The sequence below is a fragment of the Vibrio sp. NC2 genome, from assembly GCF_025195005.1.
GTDB lineage: Bacteria > Pseudomonadota > Gammaproteobacteria > Enterobacterales > Vibrionaceae > Vibrio > Vibrio splendidus.
This window is the reverse complement of record NZ_JANVFC010000002.1, coordinates 228,328-250,021: the sequence shown is the minus strand read 5'-3', so window position 1 is coordinate 250,021 and position 21,694 is coordinate 228,328. Positions and strand designations below refer to the sequence as shown.

General features: G+C 44.1%; 19 protein-coding genes. 12 read left to right on the top strand and 7 right to left on the bottom strand.

Annotated features, from left to right (window positions below):
• Positions 1–2: 2 nt before the first annotated feature.
• Positions 3–1,067 (bottom strand): HlyD family secretion protein, encoded by a 1,065-nt coding sequence (locus NX845_RS04810; protein ID WP_017094011.1) that lies wholly within the window; start codon positions 1,065–1,067, stop codon positions 3–5.
• Between the two features lie 128 nt (positions 1,068–1,195).
• Here NX845_RS04810 and NX845_RS04805 point away from each other — a divergent pair, with 128 nt between their 5' ends.
• Positions 1,196–2,098 carry a LysR family transcriptional regulator gene (locus NX845_RS04805; protein ID WP_017094012.1) on the top strand — a complete coding sequence of 301 codons (903 nt, stop codon included), beginning with the start codon at positions 1,196–1,198 and terminating at the stop codon, positions 2,096–2,098.
• 72 nt (positions 2,099–2,170) lie between these two features.
• Here the strand turns inward: NX845_RS04805 and NX845_RS04800 are convergent, their stop codons facing one another.
• From NX845_RS04800 to NX845_RS04785, 4 genes are all read right to left on the bottom strand, one after another.
• The gene (locus NX845_RS04800) at positions 2,171–4,525 is read right to left on the bottom strand and encodes a glycoside hydrolase (RefSeq protein WP_260256588.1); all 2,355 of its coding nucleotides are present in this window, start codon (positions 4,523–4,525) and stop codon (positions 2,171–2,173) included.
• A gap of 120 nt (positions 4,526–4,645) precedes the next feature.
• Positions 4,646–5,464, bottom strand: coding sequence for a DUF2861 family protein (locus NX845_RS04795; protein WP_260256587.1), 819 nt, complete (start codon positions 5,462–5,464; stop codon positions 4,646–4,648).
• The gene (locus NX845_RS04790; protein WP_260256586.1) at positions 5,464–6,111 is read right to left on the bottom strand and encodes a response regulator transcription factor; all 648 of its coding nucleotides are present in this window, start codon (positions 6,109–6,111) and stop codon (positions 5,464–5,466) included. The genes NX845_RS04795 and NX845_RS04790 overlap by 1 nt, the downstream gene beginning before the upstream one ends.
• On the bottom strand, positions 6,089–7,498 hold the full coding sequence (locus tag NX845_RS04785) for a sensor histidine kinase (RefSeq protein WP_260256585.1): 1,410 nt from the start codon (positions 7,496–7,498) through the stop codon (positions 6,089–6,091). Before NX845_RS04785 ends, NX845_RS04790 begins: the two co-directional genes overlap by 23 nt.
• A gap of 243 nt (positions 7,499–7,741) precedes the next feature.
• Here NX845_RS04785 and NX845_RS04780 point away from each other — a divergent pair, with 243 nt between their 5' ends.
• Positions 7,742–8,275: a YbhB/YbcL family Raf kinase inhibitor-like protein gene (locus NX845_RS04780; protein WP_029222229.1), complete on the top strand. Its 534-nt coding sequence runs from the start codon at positions 7,742–7,744 to the stop codon at positions 8,273–8,275.
• A 40-nt stretch (positions 8,276–8,315) separates the two neighbouring features.
• Positions 8,316–9,113, top strand: coding sequence for a helix-turn-helix transcriptional regulator (locus tag NX845_RS04775; protein ID WP_260256584.1), 798 nt, complete (start codon positions 8,316–8,318; stop codon positions 9,111–9,113).
• A 45-nt stretch (positions 9,114–9,158) separates the two neighbouring features.
• On the opposite strand, the gene NX845_RS04770 is transcribed toward NX845_RS04775, so the two are convergent.
• A complete protein-coding gene (locus NX845_RS04770) occupies positions 9,159–10,352 on the bottom strand; it encodes an MFS transporter (RefSeq protein WP_102503714.1) in 1,194 nt (397 codons plus the stop codon).
• 136 nt (positions 10,353–10,488) lie between these two features.
• On the opposite strand from NX845_RS04770, the gene NX845_RS04765 reads away from it, so the two are divergent.
• From NX845_RS04765 to NX845_RS04730, 8 genes are all read left to right on the top strand, one after another.
• Positions 10,489–11,874 carry a D-serine ammonia-lyase gene (locus NX845_RS04765; RefSeq protein ID WP_102503713.1) on the top strand — a complete coding sequence of 462 codons (1,386 nt, stop codon included), beginning with the start codon at positions 10,489–10,491 and terminating at the stop codon, positions 11,872–11,874.
• A gap of 252 nt (positions 11,875–12,126) precedes the next feature.
• Positions 12,127–12,927 carry a hypothetical protein gene (locus NX845_RS04760; RefSeq protein ID WP_260256583.1) on the top strand — a complete coding sequence of 267 codons (801 nt, stop codon included), beginning with the start codon at positions 12,127–12,129 and terminating at the stop codon, positions 12,925–12,927.
• 252 nt (positions 12,928–13,179) lie between these two features.
• Positions 13,180–14,208, top strand: a complete 1,029-nt coding sequence (gene trpS, locus NX845_RS04755) for a tryptophan--tRNA ligase (protein ID WP_260256581.1) — start codon at positions 13,180–13,182, stop codon at positions 14,206–14,208.
• A gap of 308 nt (positions 14,209–14,516) precedes the next feature.
• Positions 14,517–16,547, top strand: a complete 2,031-nt coding sequence (locus NX845_RS04750; RefSeq protein WP_260256580.1) for a M4 family metallopeptidase — start codon at positions 14,517–14,519, stop codon at positions 16,545–16,547.
• Between the two features lie 219 nt (positions 16,548–16,766).
• A complete protein-coding gene (locus NX845_RS04745) occupies positions 16,767–17,144 on the top strand; it encodes a VOC family protein (RefSeq protein WP_260256579.1) in 378 nt (125 codons plus the stop codon).
• 136 nt (positions 17,145–17,280) lie between these two features.
• Positions 17,281–17,760: a hypothetical protein gene (locus NX845_RS04740; protein ID WP_260256578.1), complete on the top strand. Its 480-nt coding sequence runs from the start codon at positions 17,281–17,283 to the stop codon at positions 17,758–17,760.
• 357 nt (positions 17,761–18,117) lie between these two features.
• On the top strand, positions 18,118–18,978 hold the full coding sequence (locus NX845_RS04735) for a delta-class carbonic anhydrase (protein WP_108111280.1): 861 nt from the start codon (positions 18,118–18,120) through the stop codon (positions 18,976–18,978).
• Between the two features lie 304 nt (positions 18,979–19,282).
• Positions 19,283–19,909, top strand: a complete 627-nt coding sequence (locus tag NX845_RS04730; RefSeq protein ID WP_017087761.1) for a LysE family translocator — start codon at positions 19,283–19,285, stop codon at positions 19,907–19,909.
• A 75-nt stretch (positions 19,910–19,984) separates the two neighbouring features.
• Here NX845_RS04730 and NX845_RS04725 read toward each other — a convergent pair whose 3' ends face one another.
• On the bottom strand, positions 19,985–20,590 hold the full coding sequence (locus tag NX845_RS04725) for a short chain dehydrogenase (protein ID WP_102441176.1): 606 nt from the start codon (positions 20,588–20,590) through the stop codon (positions 19,985–19,987).
• Between the two features lie 151 nt (positions 20,591–20,741).
• Between NX845_RS04725 and NX845_RS04720 the strand changes: the two genes are divergently transcribed.
• A complete protein-coding gene (locus NX845_RS04720; protein ID WP_215515016.1) occupies positions 20,742–21,626 on the top strand; it encodes a LysR family transcriptional regulator in 885 nt (294 codons plus the stop codon).
• Positions 21,627–21,694 lie beyond the last annotated feature (68 nt).

The window sequence follows — 21,694 nt, the reverse complement described above, 5'->3', positions numbered from 1 at the left end:
GTCTAGCCTCGTTTATCGATGGTCGCTACCACAGACAAACCAGGAAGCAGTCGACCTTTCAATTCTTGCTGATCTGGAATGATGATTTTCACCGGTACACGTTGAACGATTTTAGTGAAGTTACCTGTCGCGTTTTCTGGCGGCAGTAGCGCAAACTTTGCACCAGTCGCAGGGGAGAAGCTGTCGACAACGCCTTCGAGTGGTTGTCCCGGGAAGGCATCTAATTCAACTTCTACGGATTGGCCTTTGTGAATGCCGCTTAGCTGTGTCTCTTTGAAGTTAGCTTCAATCCACACTTGGTTGTTTGGTACCAAGCTCATAAGTGGTGCGCCTGCTTGAATCAGCAAGCCTTCGCGGACGCTACGTTTACCAATCACGCCATCCGCTGGCGCGTAAACTTTGGTGTAATCAAGGTTAAGTTGTGCTTGATCTCTTTGTGCTTGAGCCTCAGTCACGGATGCGTTTGCTTGTTCGATTTCACTCGCAATCACGATTAGTTGATCATTACTTGCGACAAGGTTTGCTTTCGCTTCTTCAAGTTCTGCTTGGGTGACTTTTTGTTGTGCGACCATGCTGTCGACTTCATCTTGCGAAGCATAGTTACGCTTTAATAAGCTACGAGAACGCACGACTTGTTGGATTGCACGCTCGTATTCAGCTTGCGCGGAATCAACACGGCTGTCAGCTTGATTTATTTGGCTACGTTGTAACGTTTGTTGAGCGATAAGGTTGTGTACGCTTGATTGAACGACGCTTAAATGCGCATTCGCCTGAGCAAGTGCAGATTGGTAATCACGATCATCAATTTGAACCAACAAGTCACCTTGTTTAACCGATTGGTTATCACTCACGTAAGACTTAACAATATAACCCGACACCTTCGGGCTAATATTAGTGATGTCGCCTTGTAGGTAGGCATTGTCGGTAGATTCAAAGTATTGGCCATAGCCGTACCAATATCCGGCGCCAGCTAGACCTAATGACAGCATGATCGCAGTAGCAATAAGTGGGGCTTTTTTACGTTTTTTTGTGCTTACTGATTGCGAAGCGTTGTTGTTCTCTGTCATTTTTTATTTCTCATTTTGTTCTTATTTAGATGTAACGAATTGTAAATGAATTCGATTGATTGATAAGATAGGAAAAAAAGGAAACACTGTTGCAATAATCTTACTAATAGGGCTTTGGGAGAAGTACGATGGACTTAAATGCTGTGACTGTTTTTACACAAGTTGTTGATTGTGGGAGTTTCACGCATGCAGCTGAAGCATTGAACATGACCAAGTCGACCGTCAGCCGAAAGCTTGACGAGCTAGAGCAGCATCTAGGTGTGAGGTTGATCACTCGTTCGACACGAAGTTTAGTTTTAACGCCAGAGGGTGAGCGCTTTTATCAGTCGAGTATGCAGATGCAAGAGATCATGAACCAAGCTGAGTTAGAGGTTTCTGCCAATCAGGATTTGATCCGAGGGCAGTTGAATGTTGTGTTGCCTGTCGAATTGGGACATCAAGTATTAGCCACATACATCCACAGTTTCCTAAAAGAGCACCCAAACGTGACTTTGAACTTAGAACTGTCGAATCGAGAAGTCGACATCATTGCGGAGGGGATCGATCTTTACGCGCAAATTGGTGAGCTGGTGGATTCGAGCTTGGTTTCTCGCTACCTCACAACATCGAAGCGTGTATTGGTAGCCAGCCCTGAGTATTTAGAGCAGTTCGATGAAATCTCTTCACCCGATGATCTTGAACCACCATTCAGAATGATTGAGGTGGTGAACAAGGCGGCGCGTCTACCCAAGTGGCATTTACAATTAGAAGGCGGAGAGTCGATTTTGATCGATCTACCGTGTCAGTTGCGGGTGAATACCATCACGGCATGCCTAACAGCGTGTGTGGATGGGCTCGGCTTGGCGGTACTTCCTGAATTCATTTGTCGGGAACACTTCAAGACAGGTAAGCTGATTCGTTTGTTACCTGAATATGAGATGCCAGAAGTTTCAGTAAGCCTAGTGTATGCAGACAGGCAGTTGATGCCGAAACGTAAAAAGGTCTTTATCGACTATCTACTGACTGCCTTTCAAAATAGGAAGCACAAGTAACGGGCTGAACATTAGCGGGTAAATAAGTGCTTAGGCTTCCTATTAATCGCTTTTGCCTAAAGCGTATCGAAGCTAATGATAAGTTGACTGCCAATCGACGACTTGTCCATTCGCCAATATAGCTTTGACCGACAGGGCCGCAATATCAATGTTATCGTGACGAAAGGTCTTGTTGGAGAAGTTGGCAATGATCTTACTCCCGTCACTGAACTCGGTTTGTTGAACTTCGCCGCTTTTGTCTAACCAGTCGAAATCGACCAACTGTTTATCCCATAACTGTTCGTGCATCGGTTCAAAGCCATCTTGATAGTGTTTCAATGCTTTGATTCTCGTGCTTGAACTTGATAAAGCTTCATCTCTGGTCAAGTGAACCATCGGTGGTGTGTTGTACAGCATGGCGGTTAAGTCACGTTCTGCTCGTACATTAGTGAATTTAAGGCTGTCTGAGTGCCAATGGTGCGTATTGATCACTTCATCGTGGAAAACGGCTTGGTATAACGGAATTCGGTATTGAGGCGAAAACAGTAGCGATTTGTAGGAGTCTTTAACCTCGGCGGGTTTAAAGAAGAAGTCAGGCTTGTGGTCTGGGTACCAACGACCTAAGTAATAGGGAGATCGGCGATTCTCTTTCATGTCTTTATCTGTCCAGCCAAAACCAACCGTTTCTAAGCCGTGCACAAACGCGATGCCTTTTGTTGTTAGGCTGTTGCCGTCTTCAGATCCTAATACTAACGATGGTTGCTCGCTAAGCCACTGCATTCGGTTATTGAAGGCAGAAAGTATATCCGACTCACTGGTGTTATCGCGGTAGTCCTCACGTGCCATTGCCGTCGCATCAACATCTAAGAACAAGCTGTTGAAGTTGCCGAATTTCATAATGTCTTGAGCGCGCTGCTTTACGTAATCTAAATGGCAATTCGGATTGAGATAGAATCCGTTACCTCGAAACCCTTTTTTTAGGCTGCCATCCGCTAATTCAATGGCACAACTTTGACGCATCGGCTCTGGTAATTGAGCGGTTAGCCAGTTGTCGTTCAGCTTCGCAGGAATGGCTGTGTTGTAGGAGTCATAGGTGCCGACCAGATATCCTGACTGTTTTGCCAGACCCACAGCGTTAGGTTGATAGAATGCTGGCATCCAATTATCAAATCCGAGCCAAAGTTTGTTTAAGCCTGCCTTATTTAGGTTGGTTACCATGCCTGAAGACAACGCTTGTCCCCAAGTGTCTGACGAGTTTAGGTAAGGGGAAGCGTGCTCTAGCAACCAGTTCTTCTTATTCTGCGCTGCCACGTATTGAGCTTTAATCGTGTTGTTTTCGAGTGTCGGATTACCGATTGGAAATAACACCTGCAACGACTGGCTAATAGAGTTCAACAATAACTGTTTGTGGTACTGACTGAACCAATTTTTACCCTTGGAGAGTGATGAAAGCTCTCTTTTTGCTTCCTTGGAAACGTTGAGTTTAGAGCCCTTTAGATACCAGCTTTTCAATCCCCACCAGTCGCTTACATCTTGGACGCTTAGTGGATCTTTGCCAAACAAATAAACGTGGCTCGCGCCGATCAACTTACTCACATCTGGATTGCGCTTTTGCTTTGCTACAAGTGTTTCAGACTGGTCATTATTGATGCGCCAATCTCGGTACTGTTTGGCACCATCTAACCACGAGTCTCCGAGGGTGATACTAACAATAAAAGGCTGTGACTGATTGAGCATCGTAAATTGGTGTGATGCCTTCATATCAATTTTGGTCTTTGTATTTGAGGAAGCATTAGAGGATGCATCTGAAAAGAGCAGTCGATTGTTGGTTGCATTAATCATCTGATAGCTAATGAAGTGGTCGTTATGTTGTGCTGTCCAAAAAGGCATCTTTAGGTCTTGAGTGGTGTTGCTTCCAGAATGGTTGTCGACTAGATAACTCCCCCAAAGCTTGTTATCTGTAGGTACACGCATGCCTTCGCTAAAAGGAAGAAATAGGGTCTGAGTTTGTTTTTCTGCAAGATCAAACCACGCCAACTCTACGGGCTGGTTACGTTTCACCTGTATATTTGAAGGGAAGCTGAACTGAAAAGTGAGTTGATCTTGATTAAGCTCTGCCTCAACGTTTATCCCACTAGGTACTAAGGTCCAAGTTGCGGTCCTTGCTGAGTTAGTTTTATCGGAAAGACCAATGACTAGATTCGTCACTTTCTGTGGTTGGCTATCAACGGTGAGAGCGCCGCTGTTAACGCTTAAGCCGTTCCAATCTATCTCTAAAGTATTCGATGAAATAGAGACGGTATTGTTGGTAGTGGTGTTAGCGCTGACGCTGCTATTACTGGTTAGCGTTATTTGGCTCGCTTGTGCATTGGATGAAAACAGACAAGCTGTTGTTAAAGCTACAATGGCACAAGTAGAAAGATTGAGTGGGTGACGTACACTGAGCATATCAAGATTCCGTAAAAGGTAAGTACGGTTATTACACCCAAGTAGCGCTAGTGCTTTGTCACCTATATGTCTCTATTTTCTGCATTACCTAGTTTCGAATCTTCTTCTGCATGCATTCCATTAGAAAGGCACCGCGACACGCTGTACATATTGGACTTCAATCGCACCTTGGTATTCAAACATTTCAACCGAGGCACTCAAATGTTTAGCATTAGTCCCTAGCGGGCTTTCTGTGGGAACGGGTGCTTGTGCTGTCTTGATTGGCACTTTGTAACCTAACAGGTTGTAGTTAGCATCAAACCATTGCCAACTCACATTGGCGTTAGGGCAGTTGTCGATCACCTTCGGTGGCGTGATCACGATATGTGGTTCGCTGAGTTTACTTTCGAGTGTTAACCATCGCTTGCTGTTGTCTAAAGCGACAACAATAGGATAGTGGTTCGAACCTACCCTTAGTTGATAAACACCAGATTCGGGTTTGATAAACATTTCACTGGTCTCAATCTCTTGATACTCATTGTTAGAAGCGAGTTGTCCATCGAGAAGGACTTTACCTTTAGGGGAGACCAGAGAGATAGGTTGTGTTTGGATTTTTATGTCTTCACTGAGTTGTTCTGCAGCGACTTTGATTTGATAACCTTGCGATGACAAGCCGTAGCGTCGAATGAAGCTAACTTGAATGTGATGTTTCGTCTCAGTGTTTTGTCTTAGTGAAGTTCCGCATTGAGTTTGGCTCAGTATCTCTTGTTTAACTGGCAACCAAAGCTCACTATCGAGCGTTTGTTGGTCGAGTGCGATTTGAAGCTCTTGCCACGCAACTTGAGGTTGTTCATCAAGTAGAGATTGATACGTATGTTGTAATGGCGTGTTGGTAAACCAAGCGGCGTGACACGCAAACGGCAAAGCGCAGATCAATGCGATTAACGAAGTGACTCTCATTATGATTCCCCAGCTAAGCGGTAACCAACGCCGCGATGTGTTTCGATCTTTAGGGGTGGAAGCTTCTGGCGCAAGCGTAGGATGTGATTATCCACGGTTCGGGTACTTGGAAAGGCTTGATAACCCCAAATCTTATTGAGTAACTCATCACGATGAAACACACGACTTTGGTTCTGAACAAACAAGACCAATAACTGGAACTCTTTAGGTTTTAACGTGATCGGGCTTTCATCCAAATAAGCGATTCGTTCAGACAAGCGGACTTCAATGTTGGCGTAATTTAGTTGGCTCACCCCTAACGGACGAAGTTGGGTAATGACTCGAGCAAGCAACTCCTCGTTTGAGAAAGGTTTAGTGACGTAATCTTTGGCACCTGCCATTAAACCTTCAACACGTTGTTGAACTTCTACTTTAGCGGTCAGCACAATCACAGGAAGCGCTTTGAGGAGTAGCCAATTCGGCAGGTGTCGCAAGCTGTCACCGTCTTCGAGTTGTCGATCCAGTATCACTAGATCGGCGCGGAACCATTGCTTACTGGCACTCTCTGAATCCTTCGCCCAAAGGCATGGGTAACCATTGGACTCAAAGAAGCTGACGAGGCCTTGTCCAAGCAGATGGTCGTCTTCAATCAGCAGTAGGGTGTTCATAAGCTATTTCCAAAATACATCGGGTTGGGTTACGAAGAATAATGAGACGGCCATTCGCTTGTTTCATCAAGTGTTCGACAATAGTGAGGCCAATGCCCATGTTGTCTTGTCTGTGATTGGTATTCGGTGTTGCTCGAGATACGAACCGTTGCAGAAAAGAAGGGAAGTGACCTTCGTCTTGCACCTCAATCCTGAGCTTATCAGCGAGTTCTACCTTGACCAAAACCTCACCTATACCGTGCTGTTTAGCGTTCTTAATCAAGTTATCTAAGCAGATGGTTAGCCAGTAATACGGTAGGTTAAGTTCAGCATCACTTGAATCACATTGATACTCGATATTGTGCTTTTCACATACATGATCGAGCCACTCTTCTAAGGATGCGTTCTGCTTTAATAAAGGCTCCGACTGATCCGCACTTAGATACACTTTACTGTTTTCAGTGAGCTGAGATAGCCGTTGATAGTCGGATATTAAACGCCAAACCGCATTTTGAGTTTCATCAGAAAAGTCATCGTAGCGATTTCTAAACATCTCGACGGTTAGACCTAGGCTAGTAATTGGCGTGCGCAGTTCATGAGTAAGAAGCTGTAAAACGAACTGCCTCTCTTTTCGTTGTTTTGTTCTTAGGTATAAGACTCTACCGAGTCCGGAAAGCAACGTTAACAGCAATGTAAAGATCAAGGTTTTCATGATCAGATTGTCATTGCTAGGCTCGCTTAAGCACACGTTGCTGTAACGAAAAGTACAGGTTTCACCCGTCAAAGATACCTCTTGCCGCTCTGCAATAGGTTGCCAAACATCTAAGGGAATGGCTTTCCAGCCTTGCTCGCCACTTAACCAAAGCACATCGTCCTGTTGCCAAGCTCGGTATCCACTGAGCAGTGCTTCTCTGCCTTGTGCACTTAGGTTTTCTAGCTTGCTATATAAAGGGTGCTGAGGGTTGGTAAGACTCAAAAATGGGCGTATCTGCTCGGTCACATCTGGGTAAGCGGCTAAATAACGATCAGCAAAACTGCTACCTGCAGGGTGTCGTTTGGAGTGTGCTGCAAACCAAATGGAATCCAATGCTTGTTGCTGACACAAAGCGAGCTCAAACTCGATGGCGTCATCTAACGAAGGGTTATTGCTTTCAATCGCTCGGCAGTGATCTTGTATTGACGCTAACGCTGCGATGTCGTCCCAATTGAATTGGTTGAAATCAGGATAGCGGCTACGTTCATGAAGCAGAACTTTCGGATACTGAGCCAACTCTTGTTGAGATACTAGGATTGGGGATGATTGCCAGCTCAGTTGATACAGGGTTTGCCACTTGTCTTGCAAACTTTGGGCATTGGCTAGAGTTGGGAGCCAAAAGATCAAGCCAAGGGCTAAGGTAAACCTGCGCATCCAATCATTCTCGTTAAAAGTCGTGGGGCGAGTCTAAAGAGTTTTGGACGTGATTTGTAACCTGAATGTCAACAAGTGTTCCTTTAACAACAAATTGTCGAGTGGGTCATGTTTTATAAGAATAAATTAAAAATACAGTAAGTATCATTTGAATGGGTTAAACTAGATAATTGTGTACTTATTGTCATTATTGGGCGGGTGGAGGGGACTATACTGGGCTCATACCTAATCAGAGGAACCACCATGAAAACACTCATTAAATCAGTATTGGCACTTAGTATCTTAACAGCGGGCTCGGCTCAGGCATTCGAATTAACGAGTAATGATATTCAAGAAGGTCACCCAATGGCGAAGACGTTTGAATATTCAAGTTGGGGCTGTGATGGCGAGAACTTGTCACCGCAGTTGATGTGGAAAGATGCTCCAGCAGGAACCAAAAGCTTTGCAATCACGGCTTATGATCCAGATGCACCAACTGAAAGTGGTTTCTGGCATTGGGTGGCGTTTGATATTCCAGCGACAGTGAGCGAGCTACCTCGCGGTGTCGATATCTCTAAAGTGGGTGGCAAAGAGGGTCGTATAGATTATGGAACGGTAGGTTTTGGTGGCGCTTGTCCTCCAGAAAAAGATGGCATGCACCGTTATCAATTCACGGTTTGGGCATTGCCAACGGATAAGCTCAACCTAGACGAAAACACGCCATCGGCTGTGGTTGGATTCACGTTGAACAGCATGGCTTTAGATAAAGCGAAACTGACTACAACTTACACACGTTAATGGCTTATGTACGTACATAATAAGTAAACAAGGGGATGTGATGAATCATCAATATCAAGTAACGATCTTTCGTGCAGAGCAGTTACAAAAACTGCGCAATGTGAGGATTCTATCCCCTAGTATCATTCAGATCATTACAGGCAGTAAGCGCCTGTTTTGGAAAGACTCAACGGCAGAACTCTCACATTCAGAGCTGCTGTTGTGTGAGGCATCAGCGTCATTGAGTTTTGAGAATATGCCTCACAAAGGACGTTTCTTGTCGCGAGTATTCAGCTTTCAATTCCAACCATCTCAATGGATGCTTGATTTAAGTGAGGAACGCTCTAATGATCTGGGGCTGCCTTCAGTTAAAGCGAATAGAAACTTACAAGACTCACTCAATGCGTTGTTCTCGTTTGATACACAGAGCATGAGCAAAGAGACTCAGCAGTTTTGGTTGCAGGGCTTATACCAGCAATTAGCCGAAAAAGGGGTGTTGCATCGATTGTTTGTCAGTGCCAACGTCTCTTTTAGCCAAAAGCTCAGCCATTACCTTTCACATTCACCAGATGAGAAGCATCCGTTAGAGTCGGTAGCAGAGCGCTTTGCGATGAGCCGCGCCACGCTTATCCGTAAATTGAAACTTGAAGGCATGCAATATCGTGAGGTACTGGCTGAAGTTCGGTTGAGTCACGCGCTTTATCTGATGCAAAATGGACAACAGAACGTGGCGATGTTGGCTCAGTCTTGCGGTTACCAATCGGAAGGGCGTTTTAGCCAGCGCTTTAAAGGCAAGTTTGGTTTGTCGCCAAGTGAATACATCAAAACCGTCGTCAGCCATAGAGTCGCGAGCAAATAGAGTCGCGAGCAATAAAGTCGCGACATCATAACCATTCTGTTTGTCCTAAACGCTCACTTTTTTGTCTCGTGCTGCCAATGCCGCAAAAATCGTGCACGCAAATGCAACAGATGCGATCAGCAGAATAGGAACGCTCCAAGAATCGGTTTGAGCATGAAGCTTACCCACCAGCGTTGGACCAGTGGCTGCCAACGCATAACCGATTCCCTGAGCCATACCCGACAATGATGCGGCTTGGCTGCTATTCGATGTTCTCAGGCCAACAAAAGAGAGCGCGATAATAAACGTAGAGCAGTTGGCTAATCCAAAGAGTCCCACCCAAAAGATCGCAAACTCAGGCAAATACAGCAGCCCAATTAATCCAATAAATACACTCGAAGTACAAAGCGTAATGAGCCATTGTTGGTTATCGCTCTTACCTAAGAACGGCAGTAACAGCAATCCCGGAACCATCGTCGAAAATTGTAGAAATCCATAAATGTAGCCCGCGTCAATTTCGCTGTAGCCAAGGTCGTTCAAGATCTGTGGCAGCCAACCCGCCAAAGAATAAAACGTGAATGAATTCAGCCCAAGAGCCAATGTTACTTGCCATGCAACGCCACTCTTGATCATCTTTTTCATCGGAATCGGCGTTTCTTGATGCTTGTTACTGGCCGTAGAAGAAGAGCGCTTTCTGACTTTAGGTAACCAGATCATCAGAGCTAACATTGGGAACACTATATTCATTAACAGTGCTAATTGCCAACCCGTGATGGTGAATAAGGTTAGATTTGAAAACGGTACCATCAAACTTGAGCCTAACGTCGAGCCGATGCCCATCGTAAAGATGTACAAAGAGGTGACCGTCGCAATACGTGTTGGGAAGCTAATTTTCACTACAACGGGCAACAACACGTTACCAATCGCGATACCAATACCGATCATCACAGTACCTATATACAAGGTAGTAATAACTCCAAAAGATCGCAGAGTGATCCCCGTCGTAATCAGAACTAAGCCTAATAGTAAGCTAGGTTCTAGGCCTATTCGTTGAGATATCTTGGTGACTAATGGTGAGAACAAGGCAAAAGTTAACAATGGCAAAGCCGTTAAGAAGCCAGCAGCAGAAGACGTTAGGTTGAGGCCTTCCATAACCTGAGAAAGCACAGGAGCCAAGCTCGTAAAGGGCCCGCGAAGGTTAAGAGCCAAGAATAGAATCCCGAGCATGACGAAAATGCTGTTACGAAGTGAGGCGCTCATAGATTGCTCTACTGTTTGCTTATGACAAGAAGTGCTAGCCTACAGGCCATTGAATGATTACACAAATACCGTTTAAATAGCGTTAAACCAAGTGATTGAACGAGAGCAGATTGCTCTATGCCAGAGAAGGTAACCCATGACTGAATTGAAACTCGATGCTGAGTTAAACCTAGATAGCGAATTAAGCTTAGACAGCGAATTAGACATAGATAAGCTTATTGACGACTTTCCGCTCTTGGAACAACTTGTAGCGCTGGAAGAGGTAAGTTGGTTTAACCCAAGCATTACAACGTTAGAACAGGGTTTACCTTATGTGGGGTTAGGCGAAGAAGACATTCACGACGCGAGTTCGAGGTTACAAAGGTTTGCTCCCTATCTTGCGAAGGCGTTTCCTGAAACTCAATTGACCAATGGCATTATTGAATCTGAACTTATCGATATTCCTTCAATGAAATCAGCGTTAGAAGCCCGTTATCAGCAGCCAATAAAAGGGCGTTTGATGATGAAAAAAGACAGTCACTTACCGATCTCGGGTTCAATTAAAGCGCGTGGCGGTATCTATGAAGTATTAACGCACGCCGAAAAACTTGTGATTGAAGCGGGCTTGCTCAGTGAAAGTGATGATTACAGCAAACTGCTTGAACCTAAGTTTCGTGATTTCTTCAAACAATACAGCATTGCAGTAGGTTCTACGGGGAATCTAGGAATGTCGATTGGCATCATGAGCGCCAAGTTGGGCTTTACAGTTTCGGTACACATGTCGGCTGATGCAAGAGCGTGGAAGAAAAATAAACTGCGTGAGCACGGTGTCAACGTAGTCGAGTACGAACAAGACTATGGCGTCGCGGTAGAACAAGGGCGTAAAGAGGCGGAGCAAGACCCACGTTGCTTCTTTATTGATGATGAAAACTCGCAAACCTTGTTTCTTGGTTACTCAGTGGCAGGAAAACGACTAAAGCAGCAATTTGAACAGCAACAAATAGTTGTCGATAAACAACACCCATTATTTGTCTACTTGCCATGTGGAGTAGGTGGCGGGCCCGGTGGTGTTGCATTTGGCTTGAAGATGGCATTTGGCGACCATGTGCACTGCGTTTTTGCTGAGCCGACCCATTCACCTTGTATGCTTCTTGGCGTTCATACGACTTTGCATGACCAAATTTCAGTACAAGATCTTGGCATCGACAATCTAACGGCTGCTGACGGCTTAGCGGTGGGTCGTGCTTCTGGCTTTGTTGGTCGCGCGATGGAGCGCTTGCTTGATGGTTATTACACATTAACCGATGAACGCATGTATCAATTGTTAGGCGAACTGAACCAAGCAGAGGGTATTCAACTTGAGCCTTCAGCACTCGCGGGCATGCCGGGAGTGATTCATGTTGAGCAGAATAGAGAATATCTTGATCGCCTAGAGATTGATGAGTCGACACTAGCGGATGCGACACACCTTGTTTGGGCGACTGGTGGTGGTATGGTGCCAGAGCAAGAAATGGCTGCTTACTTGGAAAAATCGTCGGTTTAGCCCTAAAGCGTTTGTAAGTTGATCGTTTATAAACTGGGTGTTTATAAATGTAAGCTGTTAAACAGATAAGTCAGGAGAGAAGAGTGTTGTTTATCGGTTGAACGCACTCTTTTTTACTCCGAAATCCTGTTGTTATTCAAACAATAACTTGCGCAGATCGTTATCCAAAACACATATTTTATAAATTAAGCTTCTTAGATGTTCTAACTATCAGTTAGGTTGAGTGGCATTCAACTTGATAGGGATTGAGCAATGCAAACGGATAAAGTGATGCAGACAAGACACATAAACACACCAGAAAAATTACTACAGCGTTTAGATGCGATTGGGGAGTCTTTGGAAGCATCCGGTAAGGCTCATGCTTTATTGGGATTGGGCTCAGTCGGTATTGAGACAGAACGACTTGATCAGTATTCAGATGTCGATTTTTTCGCGATAGTACAAACAGGGCACAAGCAGTATTTCTTAGACAGCTTGCATTGGCTCTCTGATATTCACCCAATCGACTACGCGGTGAGAAACACCGTCGATGGCTATAAAGTTCTGTACGCTGACGGAATATTTTGCGAGTTTGCGGTGTTTGAACCCCACGAGTTAGCGCATATACCATTTGCTGAAGGGCGCATTGTTTGGCAGCAACCAGAATTTGATACGCAGTGTTGTGTTCCAATAGTAAAAGGGGAGTCAGACGCTAACTCCCAAGAGTGGATCATTGGTGAGGCACTAACCAACCTCTATGTCGGCATGTCTCGTTATAATCGAGGCGAAAAGCTGGCTGGAAGTCGGTTCGTTCAATCTTACGCACTTGATCGTTTGATCGATCTTGTGGATCAAACTGAACATTCTGAGCCTGAATTCGTTGATGAGTTTATGTCGGATAGAAGGCTAGAAGCGCGCTTTCCTAAGTTTGCCCAATTGCTACCAACTTTTACTCAAGGTTACAAGCGCACGGCTGAATCGGCACTTGCCCAACTGGCGTTCCTCAACACCCACTTCACAGTCAACCAAGCCATGTGTGACCGAATCACTGAGCTGTGTTCCGTTAAAGATTAAGCCTATAACCTATTAATCTTAAGACCTATTTTCTTGGTGCGCGTAAATAACAGTTGTCGCTCGTCTGTATTGTTGATAGGTTTTAACCATGAAATTTAATTCTGCTTCAACTTCAATTTTCTTTTGGTGGTGCTCTCAATAGAGCAGCACGGAATACTTACATTCTTTAGCTGCTGGACGGTAGCTAAAGAATGTCATCAAAAATGTCGCCTCTTTTTATCTCCAGTAGCCTTTCTAACTTGGAGATACCTCATGAAAACCAATTCAAACAGCCATACCAACAAGCCTGAAATCATTCTTACTGGCGATAGAGCAACTGGGCCTTTGCATTTGGGACATTACGTCGGTTCACTTAAACAGAGAGTCTCTTTGCAGCATATTCACGACCAAACGATATTGGTCGCTGACATGCAAGGGCTTACCGACAACGCCCATAATCCTTCGAAGGTTTCTTCCAACATTCTCAATGTAGTCGCTGATTATCTTGCGGTGGGAATCGACCCGACCAAGACCACGATTTGTCTGCAATCACAGTTGCCGGTGTTAGCTGAGCTCACCATGTTCTACAGCAATCTTGTTTCTATCGCTCGCTTGGAACGCAATCCAACGGTCAAAAGTGAAATTCAGAACAAGGAATTTGGACGATCTATTCCAGCAGGCTTCCTCACTTATCCAATCTCACAGGCGGCAGACATCACTGCTTTTAACGCGACTTTAGTGCCTGTTGGTGATGACCAACTGCCGATGTTAGAACAAACCAATGAGATTGTAAGAAAGGTTAACTCGCTTGCTGGTAAACCAATCTTGAATGAATGCAGGTCGCTTCTCAGCAATGCATCTCGCCTCCCTAGTACTGATGGTAAAAGTAAGATGTCTAAATCGATGGGCAACGCCATTAATTTGGGTGCAACAGAGAAAGAGATCAGAGCTGCAGTCAAATCCATGTATACCGACCCAAACCATCTGCGAATCGATGATCCAGGCAAGGTAGAAGGCAATATCGTGTTCACTTATCTTGATGCTTTTCACACAGACGATAACTATGTCAGTCAACTAAAAGACCATTACCAAAGAGGTGGGCTAGGCGATGGACAAACTAAGAAAGTGTTGGAAGAGTGTCTGCAAGAGATGCTTCGTCCTATTCGTGAAAGAAGATCTGAGTTGCTAGATGACAAAGCGCAGCTCATCGATATTTTGCGAAATGGTAGCGAAGTCTCTAGGGAAAGAACGCAAAAGGTACTGTTCGATGTAAAAGGCGTCTTTGGTCTGAATATTTTGTAAGTTTGAGAACTATTTTGAACCCAAAGTCATGCTCGGACGATTTAGCGTCTTTGGGTTCTCGTTTGATGAGAAAGGAGGTGATCTGAAAGCATGCTATCTATCGAAACTATCCAGTAGTAAATTTAACTAACCATCAGATTTCATTTATTTTTCTGACTGTATGTCTCAATTAGCTACCCTTCATTAATTATGTTTTGAATTAACATCGCATATGCAACTAAGTTAATTTCATTATGTGTAATATCTATCGTTAAGATGTGCGCTCATCGAGTTGATGAATTTATAAAACATAATTATAAAGGTGATGTATGCGTAGTACACATTTACTAATGCTATTTCCGATAGCTTTCACGTCTCAAGCTGCCAACGTTGTCGACTATTCAAAAGTTGATTTGTCTAAAGTGCTTAATAATACAAAACAAGGGTTTACAGCCGTAAGTGAGCCGCTTTCTTATCAAGATATAACCCAAGTCAACATAGATACAACAACGCTGTTACGTAAGAAGCAATTCCATTATGGAGTACCTGTCTACGGACAATCTGTGGTCGTGGATCTTTCTAAGCAAGGTATTGAAACAGCCGTTGATGGCCAAGTCTTAACAGGCATCGAGTCTGATATTGGTTCAACACTACCGCTGATTAACGCTAAACAAGCCGTTGAAATTGCGAAATCAAAGCACAAAGGTATTGCAGCAGCGACCATTCGTGACCCTAATACCGAGCTTGTTATCTGGCTTGATCAACAGGAACAAGCACGCCTCATCTACAAGATTGATTTCTTACAAAGCAAAGGAATGGGGCCTTCAAGACCAATTACGCTTGTTGATGCGAAATCGGGAGAGTTACTCGATCAGTGGGAAGGCATTGCTTTCATTGAAGCTGAGGGGCCTGGTGGAAACGAGAAAAGCGGTCGTTACTACTTTGGTTCAAATACGGGATTTGGAGGATTTCAAGTTAACTCGAATTGCCAAATGGACAGCCTGAATGTTGTCACTCTGAACATGAACAATCAGCAGAGTTCAGGACAAATACATCGGTTTAGTTGTAACGGTAACAATGGCGTGAACGTTAACAATTATCGCGCAGTGAATGGTGCTTATGCGCCTATGAATGACGCTCATTATTTTGGACAACGTGTATTCGACATGTACCAAGATTGGCTAAATACACGTCCGATTAAGCAAAAACTCACGATGCGTGTTCACTATGGTTCAAACTATGGGAACGCATTTTGGGATGGTCGCCAAATGACATTTGGTGATGGCGACCAATCTATGTACCCGTTAGCGACATGGGATGTAATTGCCCATGAGGTGAGCCACGGTTTTACTGAACAAAACTCCGGACTTGAGTACCGTGGAATGTCAGGCGGTATGAATGAATCTTTCTCAGATGTGGCCGCTGCTGCATTAAGTGAATTTGTGCACGGTAGCTTCAATTGGAAGATGGGCGAGCATGTAATGAAAAATAGTGATGCAATGCGTTACTTCATTCAACCAAGCCAAGATGGTATATCTATCGACCACGTCAACCAATACTATAGCGGCATTGATGTACACCACAGTTCAGGGGTCTTTAATAAAGCGTTCTACCATTTGTCGACAAGTAATAACTGGGGTATTAAAAAAGCGTTTAAAGCCTACGCGACGGCTAACCAGCTTTACTGGACACCTAACTCGGATTTTCAACAAGGTGCTGACGGTGTCTGCAAAGCCGCTAAAGATCTTGGTTATGAAACCTCAGCTGTAAGTTCAGCGTTTAGTCAGGTAGGTATTGATGTTCAAAACTGTGGTGCGGGCCAGCCAAATCCAAATCCTAACCCGCCAACTCCGAGTGTTGTAGAGCTAGAGATCAATACACCAACGCCCATACAAGGCGAAATTGAGAATCAACAACAATTTGTGCTTAAGAACGCGCCGGCTGATGAAGTGTGGATTCAGACTTATAATGGCTACGGCGATGTCGATATGTACGTTGCAATCGGTCGAGCAGCAACGATCAATGACTATGATTGTTCTTCGACCAATCAGGGTAACCGTGAATACTGTGGTTTTAGTGGGATACAGGGAAGTGACGTATACGTGATGGCTGCTGGGACTCAAGGTTCGATGGATGCGTATGTTGCTGTGAGTGCTGACATAGAAACTCCTCAGCCTGAGCCAGAACCAGAACCACAAGGCTTGTGTGACAACCTTCAAGAGTGGAATCCAAACTACTACTACCCTACTGGTGCGGCTGTTCAATATTATGGCCACCGATTCACCGCATCGGCGGACAATTGGGGTGCAGATCCGTTCGATAATTATTGGTATTGGGTATTTGAAGGTGCTTGTTACTAGTTAAAACGGTTTAAAGTGACGTAATACCTATGATAAGGGAGCGCAGTCAGTGCTCCCTTTATTCGTTCAAAGTGAGAAGTGAAGATGTACGCTTATCTTGTGTTAGTAAATCTAACATTAGAGTATGTAACTTAGCGTTATTCAGCATTTAATATTCAGCATTTAATATTCAGCATTTAATATTCAACATTTAGTAACGACGAGACAAGGACGATTAAATTGGAAATCAGTCATTTAGATCATTTGGTATTAACCGTGAAAGATTTACAAGTTACGGTCGATTTTTACCAACGGGTACTTGGAATGAAGCCTATCGAATTTGGCGAGGGCAGGTTGGCGTTGTCATTTGGGACGCAGAAGATCAATTTACACCTCAGTGGTAGCGAGTTCGAGCCAAAGGCGAGGCGTGTGCAGGTCGGTAGTGCAGATCTCTGCTTTATTACCAATACGTCAATTGCTGAAGTCGTCGAACATATCCAAGCGCAAGGCGTCGTGATAGAAGAGGGACCAGTACAGCGAACCGGAGCAACGGGAAAAATTGTCTCTGTTTATATTCGAGATCCTGATGGCAATCTGATTGAAGTCTCGAATTATTAGTTCTAGGCCTGAAATCGTACGCTTTTGTTTACTCTTCAAGAACATGACATTTCGCTTTTACGCTGCTAATCACTGGATGTCGTCAACCAAATAAAATACAATCGAACAATGTTTTATTAATTCGTGCTTTATCACTATGATGAGAAACTTACTCATATTCATCGTTAGCCTGTTTTTCTTAACAGCTTGTTCTTCCACGAGTAATAATCAGCTAGACGACAATACATTGAGCAACGAAGACGCAATGTCGAAAAGCTTGGAAGAAGAGAGCAATATCGATGTTGCAATTGATACAAGTGCTGAGACAAACGTTGAATCTTCCCATGAGTCGTTCGTTAATCATCAACCAATAACTGATCATGAATCAAACTCAAACCTTGATTCAAATAAAGACACGATAACTCACGCCAATGCAGAGCCAGAATCAGTGGAACCTTCTCAAGTAGCAGCGACAGATACAACTCAAAGCGATGCTAAGAGTGGCGGTGAAAAAGGTATCGGAAGCTATTTTATTCGTCATAACCAACCGACTAAGACCGTGATTAAATCACTAGAGGGCGTGACAGATGCATTAAACGTCATGACGTTTGGGATATTTGCCACCGGTAATGGTTAAACCGTTAACCAAGAATGCCAACCTAATAGATAGAATGAAACGTGAAGGCGAGCCCAGTGGTTCGCCTTTTTTGATCCTAAATCTGGCCATCACTGTGCTTAATAATCGAGTTCACTTATCTGAGCGTTTGAGTCAAGTGACGGTTAACGAAAATAGGAAATTATTAGTTCTGGAAGGGACTCGCCGAATTTAACGTGTTTGACTTGTTATATGCATCAGAGGTTCTAATACTCATCCGAAAGTAAGCAATGAAATCTAATCTTACAAAGACAACTCTTATATTCATATGTGAGCATAGTAAGATGTTTGCTGTTAGGTTCGGTTTAGGTTTAGTTATCAATATTCTAGGGAAGAAAAATGAACAACAAGAGTGTGTTTTTAAGTGTCGCGATGGTGATGTTGTCAGCTCATGCAAATGCATCAGACGCGAGCCATGAGTCTGTATCAGATGGTGTTATTGCAGAACAAAGAGCGAAGCTTTCTGAAAATACCCAAGGACAAGGTTTTGGACCGCAAGCCCCACGAGATTTGGGTTCATTGAAAGGAACAAATACCAGACTGTTTTCGGATGCCCCTGACTCAACAGCAATGAACTTATGTAATATTCACTTCCATAAGAACGCTGAGCACAAAGGCGGCGAGTTTACTCAATACGCTGGCAATGGTGATGGGAAGGGCTTCCAGAGTGGTTTTAAATACACAGGTAAGTTGAGTTCAGCTGAGCTGAAACCATTTGAGGGCAAGGTTTGTCCGAGCGATCATGGTTCTTTGCATTCAGGTGACACCATCGAAGTGCATTATGTGTACTCGACAGCACAAGTTGAACCGGGTGAAACACTGGGCGCTTGTTTTAATGATGCGATTACCAATCCACAATTGCGTGTTGAAACTCAAGTCTATGTATTAGTTAATGACGACAAAGCTCTCAACTTTGAAGCATTAGCGAAACACTCTAAAGTCAACGGTTTAAACCAAGCACCAAACATTCCACAAAATACGGGCTCAGCGATTCAATACGCAGGCTCTACAACGGGTCCTGGTTACAATGAGCAAGGTTCACCTTTCCAAGTAACATGGAGCGTTAGACCACAAGTCGCGAAAGTAAATATCGCGACAGTGGGTAGCTGGTGTGAAGGTAATGACTTTAACGAAGATCACGCCCACGGTGTAAGAAATATAGTCGTAAACCCAGAGTTACTGTCTCCAATCGCTAACTAATCTTGTCACGTTGATTTTCTATCATTGTTTTCGAAGGCGAGCCTCTAGGTTCGCCTTTTTTGTGTCTTAACGAAAAACACTTTGGTGACTGGTGACTGGTGACTGGTGATTGGTGACTGGTTTAAGTTGAAGTTTATGCTTGGGGTTAAGGCTGGGTTTAGGTGCGGTGGGGAAATTACGTGTCACACTTATTCAAAACATGAGTTGTGTTAAACGCGCTTAGTCAAAAACGTTCTTTACCCGAATCGAAGCTCCATGATACGTTCATGATCAATTATGTTCGGTTATAGATAAGGACAGTCTAATGTCACTAGAAGGTGCGATTACATTCTTTATTGCCATGTTTATATTTGGTATTACTCCGGGGCCTGGCGTATTTGCCATTTTAGCTCGAGGCATGGTTAATGGTTGGCGAAAGTGCATCACTCTTTCGTTAGGGATGATATGCAGTGATCTTATTTATCTTGCACTTGCCTGTTTCGGTCTAGCAACGATTGCCGAGAATTGGTCGATTGCGTTTGAGGTGATTCGCTACGTTGGTGCAGCTTATTTGATTTACTTGGGCTATAAGATGTTTAAGAGCTTACCTGAAGTGCAAGGCTCAGCGGAACTTGCGGCCAAACAGAGCCAGAAATCCGAACTCGCGAGTTTCGCGCAAGGCTTTTTGATTTCAGCTTCAAACCCTAAAGTGATTCTGTTTTATATTTCGTTCTTGCCGACTTTCATTGATCTGACTATTTTACGCTCACAAGATATCGTATTGGTTTCCGCGTTAGCATCTGTCGCTCTAATGTCTGGTTTAATGCTTATCGCTGTAGGCGCGGGTAGAATGGCAGGTTTGCTAAAAACGCCACGCGCGCATAGAAGATTAAATCAAAGTGCTGGTGGAATAATGATTGCTGCTGGCTCATATTTGGCGATAAATCGATAAATATGATTCTTTAAACAGGAAGGCGAACCGATGGGTTCGCCTTTTTATTATCGGAAAGTATCCAATGTTAGCTTACTATGCGTCTACGAAAATCACTTCACCAGTAAGAAAACCATCGACCGAACGCTCAAACGCTTTGCCAACAAGCTTGCTCGGTACAGGTTCAAAACCTGGCATCATTTCACCGTAAACATCCCATGCTTCAGCAAGAACGGTCGGGTTAATGACATTGATACGTGTGTTTCTTGGCATTTCATAAGCGACAGTCTTAACGAAGGTATCAATTGCTCCGCTAGTGGTTGCATCAGCAATCGCAAAAGGAATGGGTTTAACATTCAAGATACCGCTAATCAGAGTAAATGAACCGCCATCAGCAATGTACTTTTGGCCGATGCGAACAAGGTTGATTTGTCCCATCATTTTGCTCATTACCGTGGTCATCCATTGATCGTCAGTCATATCCGCAAAGGTATTGTATTCGCAGAGGCCAACGGTGTTCACGACCGCATCAAAGTGTCCCACGTTCTTGTACAGCGCTTCAATTGATTGAGGAGCAGTGATATCGACGATATGGTCGACATCGCCAGAGCGACCCGCTGTGATTACGTTGTGATTGCCCAAACCCATTAGTGCTGCTTGACCCATCTTGCCACGTGCGCCAATTAGAATGATTGTTTTCATGTTGTTCTCCGATCTGTATGTGTTTCGTTTCGATGGAAGAACTTTAATCAAATAGCTAAACAAGTAGCAACAAAGCTTAATTGTGAGTGTTACTGGTTTTTCTTGTTGAGTGTACACTGACATGGAATCCAACTTCACCGAGCGAGTGCGTGTGAGCAAACTAGACCGATTAGACATAAAGCAACTTAGAGTTTTCCAAGCTTTAATCCGTGAAGAGAACGCCTCCAAAGCCGCGAATCAATTGGGGATGACCCAGCAAGCTGTTAGTGAGCATTTGAAGAAACTGCGAGAAGTGTTTGATGATAGGTTGTTTGTGAGAAAAACCAACGGCTTTGTTCCGACCACCTTCGCACAGGAGTTGTCTGTCGGTGTCGATCGTTTACTGATCGACTTCAATTTATTGTTATCTAAAACAAACTTCGTACCAGAGAAAGCAAAAGGGACATTTGTTATTGCAGCGACAGATTACGCACAGCAGATCATTTTGCCGAGCTTAATCGCGCAATTAAGGGAAAAAGCACCGAACTTAAAGCTGATTGTGCGTGATTTTGAAATCGATAATCTGCATGAGCTAATGGAAAGCGGAAAGGTCAATTTAGCTATCGCGTTTCCGGACTACATTCCAAGCAGCTACAAAGTAATCAAGCTGTTTGAAGAGCACCATGTGTGTGTTGCATCTCCTCATGCTTCAATAGCACAAGCCACACCTTCATTGGAGGAGGTGGCTACTTATCCCACCATTATTGCTTCACCATCGCGTCCAAATTTCAAAGGATCGATTGATGAATGGTTTGGTCAGTTTGGGTTAAAGCGCAACGTGGTGGTCTCCGCACCGTGTTTCTCCATCGTGCCCATGTATTTAAACACCACAGATTCTATTGCGTTCTTGCCATCCAGAGCTATTGAAGGGTTCAATTTGGTGACGATCCCAATGGAGCAATCCCCAGAGAGTTTTGATGTGATAGCCGCATGGCACCCAAGGTATAACGATGATCCGCTACAAAAATGGGTGACGTCTTTGTTAGAAGTCGATTAATGGGAAGAGTGTTTTTGTATCGCAGCGAACTAAAGAAGGCTCTTATTGGGCTGTCTATGTGATTGGAT